This window comes from Corynebacterium sp. 212_CJEI (genome assembly GCF_001055915.1).
GTDB classification, from domain to species: domain Bacteria; phylum Actinomycetota; class Actinomycetes; order Mycobacteriales; family Mycobacteriaceae; genus Corynebacterium; species Corynebacterium jeikeium_D.
In genome coordinates, this window is the sequence record NZ_JVPT01000042.1 from 1 (window position 1) to 16,743 (window position 16,743).

Below are 16,743 nucleotides of genomic sequence, written 5' to 3' on the forward strand. Positions count from 1 at the left end.
ATTCGACTGTTGTGGCTCCTGAGGTTCGGAGTTGGAGTCGAACTGGGAGACCTGCTCAGCATCGGGCTCTGGATCCGACTCCGGACTCGACTCTGGCTGATTCTGGTCATCTCGGAACTGCTCCTCTGCATCCTGCAGAGCATCGTCGAGCTGTTCCTGGTCCAGTCCTGGTTCATCAAAGGGGTCACGGCGACGACGGTGCGGCAGTGCCATTTCCGCAGCTATCTTAATGTCTTCCGCAGTGATCTCAATTGGATTGCCGCGTGCCGGCTGCGCCGACTCGTCCCCGGCTACTCGCCAGGCAGCGTGAGCGCGGGCGGTACGTGCAATGACGATGTCGGCACGCATCCCGTCCACATCAAAAGCAGCGCACACTGTGGCAATTTGACCAAGAATGTTGGGGGTCAATTCGACGTCGTCAAGCAGTGCGCGTGCGCGATCGATGCGGGCGTGCAGTGCCTCGTCGTCGGCGGCGAACCGCGTGACAAAGCTCTCCGGGTCGGTGTCGAAGTCGAGGCGGCGAGCGACGATTTCCGCGCGGACAGCCGGATCCTTGGAAGCGGTGACGTCGATGGCGAGACCAAAGCGGTCGAGAAGCTGGGGACGCAATTCGCCCTCTTCCGGGTTCATCGTGCCGACCAACACGAACCTGGAGGTTGCAGAGTGCGAGATGCCATCGCGTTCAACAACCACGCGACCGGTGGCTGCGGCATCGAGAACGGAGTCAACCAGATGATCCGGCAGCAGGTTAATCTCGTCGACATAGAGAATGCCACCGTCAGCCGCGCTGAGTAGTCCCGGATTGAACTGTGCGTGTCCGGTAGTCAGGACGGTCTCCACATCGATGGAGCCTACGACTCGATCTTCCGTCGCGCCGAGGGGTAGGTTTACCAACGATCCGCTGAGAAATGGTGCCAACGCGCGGACAGTAGTGGTCTTGGCCGTGCCCTTCTCACCGCGGATGACCACGCCACCAATCTCCGGGGATAGGGCGGTCAGAATCAACGCAAGCTGTAGTCGCTGCTGCCCGACAATCGCAGTAAAAGGAAAAGTGGGCTCTGTTTGTGCAGTGGTCGCTGGCGTGATTTTTTCCATAAACACAGTTCTACCCCACTGCGAACGGATGGCTCACAGCGGGGTAGAACAATGTTGGCTTAATTGAACTCTTTGAAGCTCTTCAGCGAGTTACTAGCGCTCCAGCTTCAGGGTCTTCTGGGAAGCCTCCCAGACCTCCTTGAACAGAGCCGGGTCATCAGCCAGGTGCGTACCGTAGGACGGGACGAGCTCCTTCAGCTTCGGAGCCCACTTGCCCATGTGACGGCCGAAGCAGCGCTCAATCAGGCTAATCATCACAGCCGGAGCGATGGAAGCGCCCGGGGATGCACCCATCAGGCCGGCAATGGTGCCGTCCCACGAGTTGATGACCGCGGTACCGAACTCGAGGGTACCGAAGACCGGAGCCTTCATCGGCTTAATGACCTGGACGCGCTGACCAGCGACGATCAGCTCCCAGTCCTCTGGGCGAGCGTTCGGGACGTACTCACGCAGGGACTCAATACGTGCGTCGAAGTCCTTCAGAACCTCAGTAATCAGGTACTTGGTCAGCCCCATCTCCTGGACACCAACACCCATCATGGACGGCAGGTTGGCCGGACGCAGAGATTTAATCAGGTCCAGGTTGTTACCGTTCTTGAGGAACTTCATGTTCCAACCGGCGTACGGGCCAAAGAGCAGGCCGCGCTTGCCGTCGATAACACGGGTGTCCAGGTGCGGAACGGACATCGGCGGCGTGCCGACGGAAGCCTTACCGTAGACCTTGGCGTCATGCTTAGCAATGACTTCCTCGTTGGTGCAGCGCAGCCACTGGCCGGAGACCGGGAAGCCACCGAAACCACGAATCTCGTTAATACGAGCCTTCTGCAGCAGCGGCAGTGCGTCACCGCCGGCACCGACGAATACGAAGTTGGCAACCAGGGTGCGAACGTCCTTGGTGTGCAGGTTCTTCACGGTGACGATCCACTTGGAACCGTCGCGCTTCAGACCGGTGACCTCGTGTCCGTAGCGAATCTCAGTACCCATATCGGACAGTGCGGCCAGGTACTGCTTGGTCAGTGCACCGAAGTTAACGTCCGTACCATTCGGGTTACGAATAGCGGAGACCGGCTTGGAGAAGTCACGACCCTCGGACATCAGCGGAAGGTACTCAGCGAAACGGTCCGGATCTTCAATGAGCTCCTGACCGTGGAACAGCGGCTCCTTCTCAAGTGCCTCGTAGCGACGACGCATGAACGCCATCTGCTCCGGGCCCTGAGCGAAGGTGGTGTGATCAACCGGGTTGATGAATTCCCTCGGGTCAGTCAGGGTGCCATTTTCAATCAGCGAGGTCCACAGCTGACGGGAAACCTGGAACTGCTCATTAATGAGCTTAGCCTTGGTGACATCGACCTTGCCGTTCTTCTCCGGCGTGTAGTTCAGCTCACACAGAGCAGAGTGACCGGTACCAGCATTGTTCCATGGAGAGGAAGACTCCTTGGCGGGCTGATCGAGACGCTCGAACAGAACCTGTGACCAGGATGGCTCGAGCTCCTTGAGCAGCACACCCAGCGTCGCACTCATTACACCTGCACCAATGAGGACGACATCTACCTCGTCGCCACTGGAAGCAGGAAGCTTGTTATCAGCCATTTTGCTGTCAACATCCTTACTAACTTGATTAGTGATTCAAACTAGCGCTCGCTCACATGCGCGCACACAACTTAAGACGCAAAAGAGAGCTACCGTCTCAGTCCATAATCTATTGTGGCACACATTCCCACTACCCCCGGTAATCGGCGCTAGGCTTGACCCTGTGACTACCGATATTCCCGATTTCGTTACCCCCACCTTTAACCCCGATAACCTAGGCGAAGACTACAGCCAACATGTCATCGAACTCGGCCAGGATCCCGACGGTGAGGGGTCGGTATGCGCGGTTTTGGTCCGCTACTGCCCCGACTCGTCGGCAAGCGACTTCCAAACACGTCCGGCGGTTCTATGGATTCACGGGATGTCGGATTATTTCTTCCAGAAGCACGTGGCGGAGCGGTACCACGCCGAAGGCTACGCCTTTTACGCCATTGACCTGCGCAAGTGCGGGCGCGCGCACCAACCTGGGCAGACTTGGCATGGATGCAGCGATTTAACGAATTACTTCGAGGATCTCAACGGGGCACTCGCGGTGTTGGACCACGCCGGCCATACAACTGTCACTGTTAATGCGCACTCCACCGGCGGCCTCATTGCCGTGCTCTGGCTCGATTGGTTACGAAGCACAGGCGGCCATGGCCCGCAAGCACCCAATATTTCCGTCACGGCTGCCGTCTTGAACTCACCGTGGCTGACTCTGCACGTTTCCCGGGCAAAGGCGCCCGTGTACTCGCTGGTGACTCGCGTTATGTCGCGGATTCGCCCCAACAGTCTTATTCCAGTGCAGTCTGCGGGCGGCTATGGCAAATCCATTAGCGCCGACCACGAGGGACGCTGGGAGTACAACCGCACTTTCAAGCCGCTGGCTGGCCATGACAAGAACTGGCGTTGGCTCAATGCCATCATCGTCGGCCAGCAACGTGTCAGCCGCGGTATCGATACCGGCGTGCCGACGCTCGTTCTCCACTCGGACAACTACCTTCTCGGTTCCGACTACACACCGGAACTCAGCCGCGTTGACTCTGTCCTCAACACTGAGCAAATTGCCGATGCCACTGCCCACTTGGGACCGCAGGCTCGCAACGTCGCGATTCCGGGTGCTCTCCATGACGTCTACCTTTCCGCACCCGAAGCACTTGACCGCGCTTTTGATGAGACCTTTCAGTTCCTTGCCACAGTCAATCCAGGAGACAGCTCAAAATAGGAGCACAGAATAGGAACTCGGAATAAATCAGCATTCAGTACGGTTGAACCAAACTAGTTTGACCAGAATGCTAGGAGTGCTTGTGACCACTGAGAATTCGCCTGAGACTACCCCACGCCACTACGACGTCATCATTATCGGAACCGGGTCCGGCAATTCCATTCCAGCCCCGGCCTACGACAATGTCCGTATCGCTCTGGTGGAGGAAGGACGTTTCGGCGGTACTTGCCTCAACGTTGGGTGTATTCCCACCAAGATGTTCGTTCTGGCCGCTGATGCCGCCCGCAACATCCGCGAGGCCAGCCGCCTGGGCGTGCACGGCACCTTCGATTCCGTTGATCTCAAGCAAATCCAGGATCGCGTTTTCGCCCAGCGAGTCGACCAGATTGCCGACGGCGGCGAGGCATACCGCCGCGGGGACGAGACTCCCAATATCGATGTCTACGACCGCCACGCAACGTTCGTCGGCCCCCGCACTATTCGCACTGGCATCGGCGAGGAAACCGTCGACATCACAGCCGACAACATCATCATCGCTGCAGGCTCCCGCCCTCACGTTCCGGGCCTCATCGCAAACTCCGGGGTGGATTACTACACCAACGAGAACATCATGCGCGTCGACAAGCTCCCGCGCGAAATGATCGTCGTCGGCGGCGGCTACATCGCTAGCGAGTTCGCGCACGTCTTCGCCTCCTTCGGTACGAAGGTGCACATGTTGGTGCGCTCCGATGTCATGCTGCGTGGCTCAGACGCCGCTATCTCCGAGCGCTTCCACGAGGTTGCCGCCCGCGACATTGACATCCGCATGAACACCTCCATCACTGCGCTCTCCCAGGAGGGCGAGATCGTCACGGTCACGCTTGACGACGGCACGGAGCTCGCAGCCGATGCCCTGCTCGTGGCAACCGGACGCATCCCCAACGGTGACCGTATGGACCTTGCAGCCGGTGGTGTGGAGATGCACGACGATGGTCGCATCAAGGTTGACCAGTACGGCCGCACCTCTGCCGAAGGTGTGTGGGCGCTGGGCGATGTCTCTAGCCCGTACCAGCTGAAGCATATTGCCAACCATGAGGCCAAGGTTGTCTTCCACAACGTGCTGAACCCGTCGGACCTGCGGGCATTTGACCACCGCTACATTCCGTCGGCAGTCTTCTCACATCCGCAGATTGGTCAGGTCGGTATGACCGAGGATGAAGCTCGCGCCTGGGCTGCGGAAAATGGCACGGAGATTACCGTGAAGGTACAGAATTACGGCGACGTTGCCTACGGCTGGGCACTGGAGGATCGCGATGGCTTTGCCAAGTTGATTGCGGACCGGGCCACCGGCCGCCTGCTGGGTGCGCATTTCATCGGCGAGCAGGCTGCCACCCTAGTGCAGCAGTGCATCCAGATGATGAGCTTCGAAATGGATGTGCGCGAAGTTGTCAAGGGCCAGCACTGGATCCACCCAGCACTGCCAGAGCTGATTGAAAACGCGATCCTGGGCCTGGAGTTCGATAACTAGCCCAGCTGTTCAATACCTGTGGCCTGGGCCAATGCGGGCCCAGCCAGGTACTTCTCGACTGCATCGGCCAACAGGTCGACCTGTCGCAGCCGTTCTGCGGCAAACGAAGTATTAGAGCTGACCTCAAAGCCGTCCCGACCGACGGCAACTGCGACTTCGCTCAGCAACTGACGGCGCGCCTGATCATTTTCCAGGTAGCCGTGGCGGTGCGTACCCATCACCATGCCACACCGCGCCCCTTCTTCAGGCTCAGTGATAAAGGGCGCCTCGCTGCTTCGCACAACCTGTCCATTGTGGACTTCGTAAGAGCCATCCGGGTGGCTCACCAGCGTCTTCGTCCCCGCGAATTCAATGTCGGTATCGAACACGCCAAGCCCGTTCACTGTCCCGGCTACCGACTCCACCGAGTCAGTGATAGTGGTGCAGAGCATTTGGAACCCACCGCAGATGCCGATCAGCGGCAGCCCCCAGGCAGCTCGGTTCTCCAGCACGTCGTCAAGCCCACGCTCGCGCAACCACTTGAGATCGGCGACCGTCGACTTCGTCCCGGGCAACACGACCAGGTCGGCGCGAGCAACGACCGACGGATCGACCGTCCACTGCACGTGTACCCCTGGTTCACAGCCAAGCGCCTCGATATCGGTGGCGTTGGACACGCGCGGCAGGCGAATGGCAGCCACGGACAACGTTTCCGTACCCAGCGGTGCGTTCGCCGGGCCTACTGACGCACCAGCGACTGTGCTGAGCGAATCCTCCGCATCAATCCACAGTCCCGGAATAAAAGGCACTACGCCGAGTACGGGCACGCCGGTGTGCTCGCGCACCACGTCCAATCCCGGTGTCAACAGCGACACATCGCCCCGGAACTTGTTGACGATAAAACCGGTAATCCGCGCGCGGTCTTCGGGGCTCAAAATTGCATGCGTGCCGACGAAATGTGCAAGCACCCCACCGCGGTCGATGTCGCCGGCGACCACAACCGGCAAATCAGCGAGCTCTGCCAAGCCCATGTTGGCGATGTCTGACTCTCGCAGATTGACCTCGGCAGGACTACCAGCGCCTTCGCACAAGACGACATCGAACTGCCCCCGCAGCTCTTCCAATGTCTCCGCGACTACCCCGCGCAACGCTTTTCGACGCGACCGGTACGTCAGAGCGCTCACATGCCCATCGGCTTTGCCCTTCACCACCACCTGACTAGTGTGGTCCGAGCCCGGCTTGAGAAGCACCGGGTTAAAGGAGACATCCGGCTCCAGCCCACAGGCGAGCGCCTGCAGAGCCTGCGCGCGCCCAATCTCGCCGCCGTCAAGCGTGACAGCGCAGTTGTTGGACATGTTCTGTGCTTTGAAGGGTGCGACCTTCACGCCGCGGCGCGCGAGCAGCCGACACATGCCGGCGACCAGAACCGACTTACCGGCATCTGAGGTGCAGCCGGCAATCAGAGCTGCAGGGGCCTGCACGGGTTAGGCCTCGGGCTTCCAACCAGTTTGGAACTGACCTGGCACGTTCTGCTCATCCGGCAGAGTGAGGATTTCATAGCCGTCGGAGGTCACCAGCACCGTGTGCTCGAACTGGGCGGTGAACTTGAAGTCATCATTCTGCACAGTCCAGCCATTATCCCAGATGTGGTACGGCAGCTCACCAAGGTTAATCATCGGCTCAACAGTCAAGGTCATGCCCGGCTCGAAAATGGTGTCCTGGCTCGGCTCATCGTAGTGGAGAACGATTAAACCATTGTGGAACGTGGTACCGACACCGTGACCGGTGAAGTCCCGAACGGTGTTGTATCCAAAACGCTTAGCGTAAGACTCGATTACGCGGCCGATGACATTAATCTCACGGCCCGGCTTGATGACCTTAATGCCGCGCATGGTGGCGTTGTAAGTGCGCTCCACTAGCTGGAGGTGCTCCTCCGAGACATTGCCCGCGAGGAAAGTCGCGTTGGTGTCACCGTGGACGCCGTTCTTGTATCCGGTGACGTCGACATTGACGATATCGCCGTCTTCAATAACCTGAGTGTCCGGAATACCGTGGCAGACAATCTCATTGAGAGACACACAGCACGACTTCTCGAAACCGCGGTACCCCAGCGTGGACGGGTAGGTGTCGTGATCCAACAGGTACTCGTGCACCACCCGGTCAATCTCATCCGTGGTCACGCCCGGAGTTACGGCCTTGCCGGCCTCCACCAACGCGTTGGCAGCAATGCGAGAGACCTCTCGCATATTTTCAATATCTTCCGGAGTCTGTACCAGCGGCTCGCCGACGCCTTCCTGAACCTCGTCCTTCCAGGCGTACTCCGGCCGTTCAATATGTGCCGGAACAGTGCGAATTGGCGTGGACTTTTGCTGAGTAAGTGGAGAACGCTGAGTCATGGAACATACTCTACCCCTACCCCCGGATTAGCCTTTCGGCCTGTGCCGGTTTCGAAGCCAGAAATGCTCTAGCCCTCGTCTCCTGAACCTTCATCCATATTGGCGAAGAAGGCATCGGTAATCGCCACCGCATGTTCGGATCCACCACCACCGACGATGAGCGTGGCGAAGGCCAAGTCATCTCGATAGCCAGTGAACCAAGCGTGCGAGCCGCCTCCATACTCGGCCTCACCGGTCTTGGCGTAGACCTCACCGCGTCCGGCAATGGCCGAACCGGTACCGGAGGTCACCACCGCCCGCATGAGTGAGCGAATCTCATTCAAAACCTCAGGTGGAAGTGGCTTCGATGTCTGCGACTGCCACGTTCCCGCGCTTGGCACGAGTGACGGCGTCGGAGTGCGCCCGGCCGCCACCGTCGCGGAAACCAGTGCCATGCCAAACGGGCTGGCCAAGTCATTGCCCTGTCCATAGCCCGCATCGATACGCTCGACTTCATCACTGCCATCAGACACGCTGCCGGTAATAGTGTCGAGGCCCGCGATGTGATAGTTGATGCCGATGCCGAAGTTCTTGGACTCCTCCTTGAACTGCCCTGGCTCCAACTTGTGAGAGATGTTGCCAAACGTGGTGTTACAAGACCGCGCGAACGCATCGCTCAGCGAGGTATTCCCGACACCACTTCCGTTGTAGTTGGTGACAATACGCGGCCCGATCTCCATCGAACCTGGGCACGGCACAGTCGATCCCGCATTTAGCCCCTCGTGCTGCACACCTGCGGCGGCAGTAACAATCTTGTACGTCGATCCCGGCGGGAACTGTCCCATCAGCGCAAGGTCGCCGTCCTTATCTGCTTCCGCTGTCTGTGCTACCGCCAGAATCTTGCCCGTAGACGGCTGCACAGCCACCAGCATTGCCTTAGCATCTTGCCGCGTATCGACGGCCTTTTGCGCTGCGTCCTGCACCTTTTTACTAATCGATGCCTGCACCGCCGGGGCTACATCCGGAGACACCTCATAGAGCGTGCCGACGACTGCTCCGCCCTCGTTGGCCGCCACGATATTCCAGCCATCGGCACCGTGATCACCAGTGTCCACTAGCCTTTCCACACGGCTCATCAAATCAGGCGCAAACCCCGGGTCGGGTCGCACCATCGCTGCTTCATCGTTAACAGAAATTCCGTCAATGTCCGCGAGCTCATCCTTGACTCGCTGCGGCGTGGATGCCGGCAGCACAATCAGTGAAAAGTTACCCTTCCCACCAGCTGCCTGCTCCCCTATAGCGCGCGCGTCAAGCTTCGGACCATCTTCCGGCATTTCATTATTGATGACCGTCGCCGCCCGGTTAATCGACGACTGCACATTCTCCGCCCCATCACGATTGAGAATTACCCGGTGCACAGTCCCCGGCTCAAGCAAGGCCGCACCGTCCGAACCAACCACAGACGGACGTGGAGCTGCGATAGTGCGCAATTCTGGGTGCTGATTACGCCCCAGCTGTGGATGCAGGGATGCTGGCGACCAGCGCAACGCCCAATCCCGTTGCCCAGCCTCAGTCTTGGTCAGCGTGAAAGTGGTGTCATATCCCCAGCGTCGCTGATGCGGCAGCTGCCAATTCATGGTGACTTCGGCCGAGGACTGATTCGAGCTGGTATCGATACCCTCGATTTCATAGTCAAGCCCCTCCGGCTGAAGGCCGTCGGTGGCCGCATTCAGATCCCCCTCAGCGGAATCCGGATGATCGGTCAGCGCCGCCGCCTTAGCGACATCCCCTCCCGCCAGCGCCCCAAGGAATTCCTCAAGCACCTCGCGCCCGGTGTCAGGCCGCGGCGTACACGCGGCGGATGACAACACCAGACCCGTGATTGCCACAGCCGAGATACTGCGAAGCAGGGGCTTGCGGCGCGAAGTTTGTTCCATGTGGGCTGACGTTAGCACCGCTTTGCTTTACGACGACGCTGGCGCGCCGCAACCTGCTATCAGCGGTTCAGCACAATTGGATTGACCACGTCAGCAGCCATAACCAGAACGCCGAAGACCAGCAAAACTGCGGTAAAGGCCATAGTAATTGGCATGAGTTTGGTGTAATCGGCAGGCCCAAGCGCAGGCTTACCGAACGCCTTGCGAATCAGGTCGCGGATGCGCTCATAAATAACAACGGCGATGTGGCCACCGTCGAGTGGCGGCAACGGCACGAGGTTGAACACGGCCAGGAAATAATTGAGGTTAGCCAGCAACAGAAAGAATGAAGGCCACTGGTTCATCTCCACCAATTCACCACCGGCACGCGACGCGCCGACGACACTCATTGGGCTGGCCGGGTCACGCTGAGCACCAAAGATAGAGGCGACCACGCCGGGAACCTTCTCCGGAATGGAGAGCAGCCCGTTCCAAACCGCCCCGAAAAGGCTGCCTGTGAAGCTGGCCGCACCGCCGATGGCAGTCACTGCGTTGTACTCGTGAAGGATGGTCTCTGGTCGCTGGAAGGCGATACCAATTGCTGGCTGGTCGATGTCCTGGCCGTCGTTAGTCTTGCGCTTGACGACTTCCGGGGTGACCGTGACCGTCTGGGTGCTGCCATTGCGGTCGATGGTCATTTTGATGTCGCCACCTGCAGAGCTACCGATGAGAGACACAGCCTCGGGGTAGGACGTGATCTTGGTGCCATTGATCTTCTCAATCACATCTCCGGCACGTAGCCCTGCGCGCTCTGCAGGACCGGAACCAGTGCAGGGCTCCAGCGTGCCGTCGGCACGCTGTGCCGGCGAGACGCACTGCACCGCCTGAATGCGTGGCGCCATTTCCTTACCCATGTTGGGCAAACCCCACGTCACGGCAATGAAGTAAAGAATGATGAATCCAACGATGAGGTTCATTGCCACCCCACCGAGCATCACGATAATGCGCTGCCACCACGGCTTCTTGTACATGGCGTAGGGCTCTTCGGCAGGATCGATTGGATCCATTGCGGTCATGCCTGCGATGTCGCAGAATCCGCCAAAGGGAATTGCCTTTACTCCATACTCGGTGTCATGCCCACCTGCCGCAGCGTGATGCCGCTTGAAGGAAAACAGCGTTGGGCCGAAGCCAATGAAGTATCGACGCACTCGCATTCCACACAGGCGAGCTGCGGTGAGATGGCCCCATTCGTGAAGAGCGATTGTCACCGCGATGCCGATTGCGAAGAGTAAAACTCCAAGAAGAAATGTCACGAGTGCTCACCCTACCCCCACTTTGGGCAAACGAGCACACCGGCGAACAGTTTCCGGCCGGGCTGAGTCCCAATTTCAGCAAGTTCTAAGGTATCCTTACACCCGATACTCAAGATTGTCTGAAAATGCGCTCAGTCGCTTTCAGCAAAACCGCAGATAGACTGAAGTGCATATAGAGTGCAATTCGCCGAAAGTGTTAACAGGAGGACTTTCAAGTGAGCAACCACGAGCCAAAGGAAGAGATTTACCGCGGCGTCAGCACCCTCGACGAGCCGTCGGCGAAGTGGGGCTGGCACGGCATTAGCAAGAGCGCTATGCAGAAGGCCGGCTGGATTTCCGTGATCTTCCTGCTGGGCATGACCATTGGTAACCACAAGGGCAACGTCGAGAACTGGTGGCTGGTCGTCATCGCCGCCCTGATCGCTATTGGCCTGCTGCTGCAGTTGTTCGCCCCGCAGGGTTCTCAGGTCCGCACCGTTACCGGTCACAACAAGCCGGAAGGCCACATTGAGCCGGAGTGGGCACGCGACCAGGTTAACGGCACTGGCGTCTACGCTAACCTGACCGACTCTCAGCTGCGCTCCTGGAACCGTCTGCCGGAAGGCCAGAACCAGTAGAGTTAGCCACTTTTGCTGAAAGTCTGGCCTAACAGCTCTATAGCAACAGCTCTATAGCGCTACAGCGCACAAAAAGATCCGCACCGAATTCGGTGCGGATTTTTTGCTATTTGTCGGCTAAACCTCTTCGGCCGCCAGCTGACCACACGCTGCCGCAATCTCGTTGCCACGGGTATCGCGGACCGTGCACGGTACCCCCTGCGCCTGTACGCGGCGGACGAACTCCTCCTGCTGCTTCTTCGGAGAGGCATCCCACTTCGAACCCGGAGTTGGGTTGAGCGGAATGAGGTTGACGTGGACACGTGAGCCCAGAGCATTATGGAGCTTCTTACCCAACAGGTCTGCACGCCAATCCTGGTCGTTAATATCGCGAATCAAAGCGTACTCAATAGATACGCGACGGCCTGTCTTGTCTGCGTAGTAGCGAGCTGCATCAAGTACCTCGGCCACTGTAAAGCGATTGTTGATTGGTACCAGCTCGTCGCGAAGCTCGTCATCTGGAGTGTGCAGAGACACCGCGAGGGTGACTGACAGGTCCTCGTCGGCAAGCCGTCGGATGTTCGGCGCGAAACCGACCGTAGAGACGGTGACATTGCGCATCGAGATGCCGAATCCCTCCGGCGAAGGCCGCGTGATGCGATGGACGGCGGCGAGAACGCGATTGTAGTTCGCGAGCGGCTCACCCATGCCCATGAATACGATGTTAGTCAGACGACCGCCCTCAGCTGCCATCGTGGCAGCGGCCTCACGAACCTGGTCGACAATCTCCGCGGTGGAGAGATTACGCTGCAGACCGCCTTGACCCGTCGCACAGAATGGGCATGCCATACCGCAGCCCGCCTGCGAGGAAATACAGAGGGTCGCACGCCCCGGGTACTTCATCAGCACGGATTCCAGCAGCGTACCGTCACCTGCACGCCACAGAGTCTTACGCGTTTCGCCGTCGTCACAGGTGATGTGCCGCACGGGGGTCAACAGAGGTGGGAAGAGACTGTCTTTGACCTTTTGACGGTCTGCTTCCGGCAGATCAGTCATCGTCATAGGGTCAGCCTCAAGCCGACCGTAATAGTGCCGGGCAATCTGATCGGCGCGGAAGGCCGGCAGGCCCAGTTCCTTGACCGCAGCCTTCCGTTCCTCAACATCGAGGTCCGCAAAATGGGTCGCGGGCATGCCGCGACGTGGAGCTTTAAGAACGATTGGAAGTGAAGATGCCATGATGGCACCCATTTTCGCATGTAATGACGGTTTTGGCCTAATGAGCGACTAGGCAGCCGCAACTAAGTGGACCTTTACAAGTGGTACATACCTGCCAAAACGTGTTGAATGATAGGTATGACTAACGCTAATCAGCCGAATAACGACAGTCCGCTTTTCGACGATACTCCGTCGTACTCTCCAAATGATTCCGTGGCTCCTGCACCAGAGCAGGACAACCTTCCAGAGCCAGTCGTTGACGCGCCCGCAGAGAAGGACTCCACACCGGAGCCAGCGCCCGCTCCTGGCCGGCGCAAGGTGAAAAAGACTACCGCGGGCTCGATGTGGGTTGGCCTGGTCATCAGTGCAGTTTTGCTGATCGTATTGCTTGTATTCATTCTGCAGAATCAGCAGGAGACCACACTAAACCTGTTCGGCTGGGCCTGGAACTTCCCGGTCGGTGTCGGAATGCTGTTCGCTGCTATCCTCGGCGCCCTCATCACTGCGCTAATCGGTGGCTGGCGAATGTTTGATCTGCGCCGCCAGATTCGTAAGGGCGACAACTAAAGCCCGACTGAACCAGCCAAATTAAACCAGGCTGAAAAGCTGCAATATCAGCCACGTCATCGCGGCTGATGGCAGCATGCCATCCAGGCGGTCCATCAGACCGCCGTGGCCCGGCAATATCGAGGACATATCCTTAATCCCCAGATCGCGTTTGAACTGGGACTCCATCAGGTCACCAAGCGTGGCGGAGATAACCAAGGCAATGCCCAGCACGATGCCCTGCCACCACGGCGCGTGCAACATAAAGATTGCACAGAGCGCTCCAGTAATAGTGGCGAGTACGAGAGAGCCGCCGAACCCTTCCCAGGATTTTTTAGGGCTTACCTTCGGGGCCATCGGATGCTTTCCGAACATGACACCGGCGGCATAGCCTCCGACGTCATTGGAAATTACCCCGATCATGAAGGTCACAATGACCAGACGGGGGTCGACTCCCCAGGGATTGTCCATGTGCACCAGCTGCACAGCTAGCGCCGCAAAGAACGGAATCCACATCACCACGAAAACTCCAACTGCGACATCCCGCAGCCAGTTCCGTGGTGCTTCAGCCATCCCGTGCAAAAACAGACGGATGACTAGTAAAAGCATCAGGGTCACAGTCAGGCCCATGACCAGACCGTCAATCCCCCAGTAGGCGGACAGCCACACCATCAGCTGTCCGCCGAGAATCAGAACCGGGCGAGGGACCTGCCAATCGGACTCGCGGAGCCGCTCGCAGACCTCCCAGGTTGCAAGGCCAACCGCCGCGGCGACCAGAACGGTCCAGGCGAGCGCCCCCAGCAGCAAGCCGATGATGACGACTGCACCAAGTGCTACGCCCACCGTAATTGCAACCGGCAGGTTCCGACCTGCCGAGTTACGCGGCTTAATAAGCCGTAGCTCGTCTAGAACACGTTCCTTATTGGACGCTGGCTTCGACGTTGGCATTGGCGCCTCAAATCCCCTCTCCCGGTTGAATATGAAGGCCTAAACCTCCATCAGTTCCGCTTCCTTGCGCTCAACCAAGGAGTCCACCTGCTCGACGTAGTTCTTGGTGACCTGGTCCAGCTCCTTTTCGCCTGCCTGCACCTCGTCCTCGCCAGCGTCGCCGTCCTTCTGAATCTTCTTCAGAGTTTCCATGCCCTTACGACGGACATTGCGAATCGCAATCTTGGCGTCTTCACCCTTCGAACGTGCGACCTTGACCATCTCACGACGGCGCTCCTCGGTCAGCTGCGGGATAGTTACGCGCAGAACCTGGCCATCATTAGTCGGGTTCACGCCCAGGTCGGAGTTGCGAATCGCGTTCTCGATGTCGCCCATAACGCTCAGCTCATACGGCTTAATCAGCAGCATGCGCGGCTCCGGAACCGAAATGGTAGCCATCTGGGTAATCGGAGTCGGAACACCGTAGTACTCCGCAATAACGCCATTGAACATCGCCGGGTTCGCACGACCAGTGCGAATGTGCGTCAGCTCCTCGCGGCAGTGCTCTACGGAGCTACCGTACTTTTCTTCACAGTCAAGCAGGACTTCATCAATCATTGTGTTTTTAACCTCGGGTTTCTACTCGGGTTCTAGATAGTTCTAGAGCGCTCTGTGGAAAGAACGTATTACGAACAAATTTATCAGCTGTGGACGAGAGTACCGATTTGCTCACCGGCTACCGCGCGCGCAATGTTTCCGTCGGTAAGCAGATTAAACACGAGAATCGGCATGTTGTTGTCCATGCACAGGGAGAAGGCGGTGGCATCAGCAACGCGCAGGTCCCGTTCCAGAACCTCACGGTGGGTGATGTCATCGAACAGCTCTGCGTCCGGCACCTCACGTGGGTCGGCCGAGTAGACACCGTCAACGGCCTTTGCCATCAGCAGCACCTCGCAGCCGATCTCCAGGGCGCGCTGGGCGGCGGTGGTGTCGGTGGAGAAGTACGGCATCCCCATACCTGCACCAAAGATGACCACGCGGCCCTTCTCCAGGTGGCGCTTAGCACGCAACGGCAGGTACGGCTCCGAGACCTGTGCCATGTTGATTGCAGTTTGAACGCGGCAGTCCACGCCCTCCTGCTCGAGGAAGTCCTGCAGAGCCAGGCAGTTCATGACCGTGCCCAGCATGCCCATGTAGTCAGAGCGTGCGCGGTCCATGCCGCGCTGCTGAAGCTGTGCGCCACGGAAGAAGTTACCTCCGCCGATGACGACACAGACCTCGACGCCCTTTCGGGAAACTTCCGCAATCTGTCGGGCAACGTTTTGCACCACGTCCGGGTCAACGCCAACCTTGCCGCCACCGAACATCTCACCACCGAGCTTGAGCATCACACGTTTGAAGCCATTGCGCTCGACAGATTCTGCCATGACCATGCACCTTTCTCACACCGTTTAAAAAGTCGCAGACGAGTCTACCCGGTCACGACAGCAAGGCACACTTGACGCTCCGCATTATCGGCTACAGGACAGCAAAATACCCCGCCCGGGTTCCCGAGCGGGGCATTTAAACTAGCTCACAGCTAGAGGCTTATGCACAAATTACAGCGAATTAGTGCTGGCCAACCTCGAAGCGAACGAAACCGGTCAGGGTAACGCCAGCCTCTTCCATGAGCTGCTTAACGGTCTTCTTGCTGTCGGCGACAGACGGCTGCTCCAGCAGAACAACGTCCTTGTAGAAGCCGTTCAGACGACCCTCGACGATCTTGGCGATAGCCTGCTCCGGCTTGCCCTCTTCGCGGGTGATCTTCTCGTAGACAGCGCGCTCTGCCTCGACGCGGTCGGCCGGGACATCCTCGCGGGACAGGTACTGAGCCTTCAGAGCGGCAACCTGCATAGCTGCTGCGTGAGCAGTCTCTGCAGCACCCTCGCCCTCACCGGTGTAAGCAACCAGAACTCCGACAGCTGCCGGCAGGTCTGCTGCACGGCGGTGCAGGTAGACAGCGATGTTGTCGCCCTCGAGAGTAGCGGCGCGACGCAGCTCCAGCTTCTCACCGATCTTTGCGGAGAGCTCCTGGGTAGCGTCAGCTGCGGTCTGACCGTCGAGGTCAGCTGCTGCGAGCTCTTCCGGGGAGTTTGCCTTGACTGCTGCGGCAGCGTCGGCGACCTTGTTGGCGAAGTCGATGAACTCCTGGTTCTTGGCAACGAAGTCGGTCTCGGAGTTGACCTCGACCATGGTGTTACCAGAAACAGCGATCAGGCCCTCGGCGGCGGTGCGCTCTGCACGCTTGCCGACGTCCTTTGCGCCCTTAATACGCAGGATCTCGACAGCCTTGTCGAAATCGCCGTCGGTCTCGACGAGTGCGTCCTTACAAGCCTTCATGCCGGAGCCGGTCAGCTCACGGAGCTTCTTGACGTCAGCAGCAGTGAAATTCGCCATGCTGGGCGTTCCTCCTTGTGGTGGTTAGAACTTGTGGTGGTTAG

Annotated in this window: 15 protein-coding genes; 4 read left to right on the plus strand and 11 right to left on the minus strand. The window is 58.7% G+C overall.

Annotation, left to right across the window (positions count from 1 at the left end; genetic code table 11):
- On the minus strand, positions 1-1,095 hold a 1,095-nt coding region (locus ADB02_RS03350), incomplete at its 3' end, for an ATP-binding protein (RefSeq protein WP_049189662.1).
- A gap of 93 nt (positions 1,096-1,188) precedes the next feature.
- Entirely contained in the window at positions 1,189-2,685 is a 1,497-nt protein-coding gene (mqo, locus tag ADB02_RS03355; RefSeq protein ID WP_048735583.1) for a malate dehydrogenase (quinone), read from the minus strand.
- A gap of 163 nt (positions 2,686-2,848) precedes the next feature.
- On the opposite strand from mqo, the gene ADB02_RS03360 reads away from it, so the two are divergent.
- Together ADB02_RS03360 and mtr are read left to right on the plus strand one after the other, a co-directional pair.
- Positions 2,849-3,889 carry an alpha/beta hydrolase gene (locus ADB02_RS03360; RefSeq protein WP_049189663.1) on the plus strand — a complete coding sequence of 347 codons (1,041 nt, stop codon included), beginning with the start codon at positions 2,849-2,851 and terminating at the stop codon, positions 3,887-3,889.
- Between the two features lie 67 nt (positions 3,890-3,956).
- Positions 3,957-5,396, plus strand: coding sequence for a mycothione reductase (mtr, locus tag ADB02_RS03365; protein WP_049189664.1), 1,440 nt, complete (start codon positions 3,957-3,959; stop codon positions 5,394-5,396).
- Here mtr and ADB02_RS03370 read toward each other — a convergent pair.
- The 4 genes from ADB02_RS03370 to ADB02_RS03385 all read right to left on the minus strand — a co-directional run bounded on the left by ADB02_RS03370 (position 5,393) and on the right by ADB02_RS03385 (position 10,979).
- Positions 5,393-6,856: a cobyric acid synthase gene (locus ADB02_RS03370; RefSeq protein WP_049189665.1), complete on the minus strand. Its 1,464-nt coding sequence runs from the start codon at positions 6,854-6,856 to the stop codon at positions 5,393-5,395. The two genes, mtr and ADB02_RS03370, sit on opposite strands and share 4 nt — an antisense overlap.
- 3 nt (positions 6,857-6,859) lie before the next feature.
- Positions 6,860-7,771 carry a type I methionyl aminopeptidase gene (gene map / locus ADB02_RS03375; protein WP_049189666.1) on the minus strand — a complete coding sequence of 304 codons (912 nt, stop codon included), beginning with the start codon at positions 7,769-7,771 and terminating at the stop codon, positions 6,860-6,862.
- Between the two features lie 68 nt (positions 7,772-7,839).
- Positions 7,840-9,687 (minus strand): penicillin-binding transpeptidase domain-containing protein, encoded by a 1,848-nt coding sequence (locus tag ADB02_RS03380; RefSeq protein ID WP_049189667.1) that lies wholly within the window; start codon positions 9,685-9,687, stop codon positions 7,840-7,842.
- 59 nt (positions 9,688-9,746) lie between these two features.
- The gene (locus ADB02_RS03385; protein ID WP_049189668.1) at positions 9,747-10,979 is read right to left on the minus strand and encodes a M50 family metallopeptidase; all 1,233 of its coding nucleotides are present in this window, start codon (positions 10,977-10,979) and stop codon (positions 9,747-9,749) included.
- Positions 10,980-11,194: 215 nt separating this feature from the next.
- On the opposite strand from ADB02_RS03385, the gene ADB02_RS03390 reads away from it, so the two are divergent.
- On the plus strand, positions 11,195-11,596 hold the full coding sequence (locus ADB02_RS03390) for a DUF2631 domain-containing protein (RefSeq protein ID WP_016422566.1): 402 nt from the start codon (positions 11,195-11,197) through the stop codon (positions 11,594-11,596).
- Between the two features lie 117 nt (positions 11,597-11,713).
- Here the strand turns inward: ADB02_RS03390 and rlmN are convergent, their stop codons facing one another.
- Positions 11,714-12,811, minus strand: a complete 1,098-nt coding sequence (gene rlmN / locus ADB02_RS03395; RefSeq protein WP_049189669.1) for a 23S rRNA (adenine(2503)-C(2))-methyltransferase RlmN — start codon at positions 12,809-12,811, stop codon at positions 11,714-11,716.
- 117 nt (positions 12,812-12,928) lie between these two features.
- Between rlmN and ADB02_RS03400 the strand changes: the two genes are divergently transcribed.
- On the plus strand, positions 12,929-13,357 hold the full coding sequence (locus ADB02_RS03400; protein ID WP_065421645.1) for a lipopolysaccharide assembly protein LapA domain-containing protein: 429 nt from the start codon (positions 12,929-12,931) through the stop codon (positions 13,355-13,357).
- A gap of 21 nt (positions 13,358-13,378) precedes the next feature.
- Here ADB02_RS03400 and ADB02_RS03405 read toward each other — a convergent pair whose 3' ends face one another.
- The 4 genes from ADB02_RS03405 to tsf form a co-directional block, all read right to left on the minus strand.
- A complete protein-coding gene (locus ADB02_RS03405) occupies positions 13,379-14,284 on the minus strand; it encodes a phosphatidate cytidylyltransferase (RefSeq protein ID WP_049189670.1) in 906 nt (301 codons plus the stop codon).
- 39 nt (positions 14,285-14,323) lie between these two features.
- A complete protein-coding gene (gene frr, locus ADB02_RS03410) occupies positions 14,324-14,881 on the minus strand; it encodes a ribosome recycling factor (RefSeq protein ID WP_038628675.1) in 558 nt (185 codons plus the stop codon).
- A gap of 83 nt (positions 14,882-14,964) precedes the next feature.
- On the minus strand, positions 14,965-15,690 hold the full coding sequence (gene pyrH, locus ADB02_RS03415) for a UMP kinase (protein WP_005509726.1): 726 nt from the start codon (positions 15,688-15,690) through the stop codon (positions 14,965-14,967).
- A gap of 181 nt (positions 15,691-15,871) precedes the next feature.
- Positions 15,872-16,699 carry a translation elongation factor Ts gene (tsf, locus tag ADB02_RS03420; RefSeq protein ID WP_049170780.1) on the minus strand — a complete coding sequence of 276 codons (828 nt, stop codon included), beginning with the start codon at positions 16,697-16,699 and terminating at the stop codon, positions 15,872-15,874.
- Positions 16,700-16,743 lie beyond the last annotated feature (44 nt).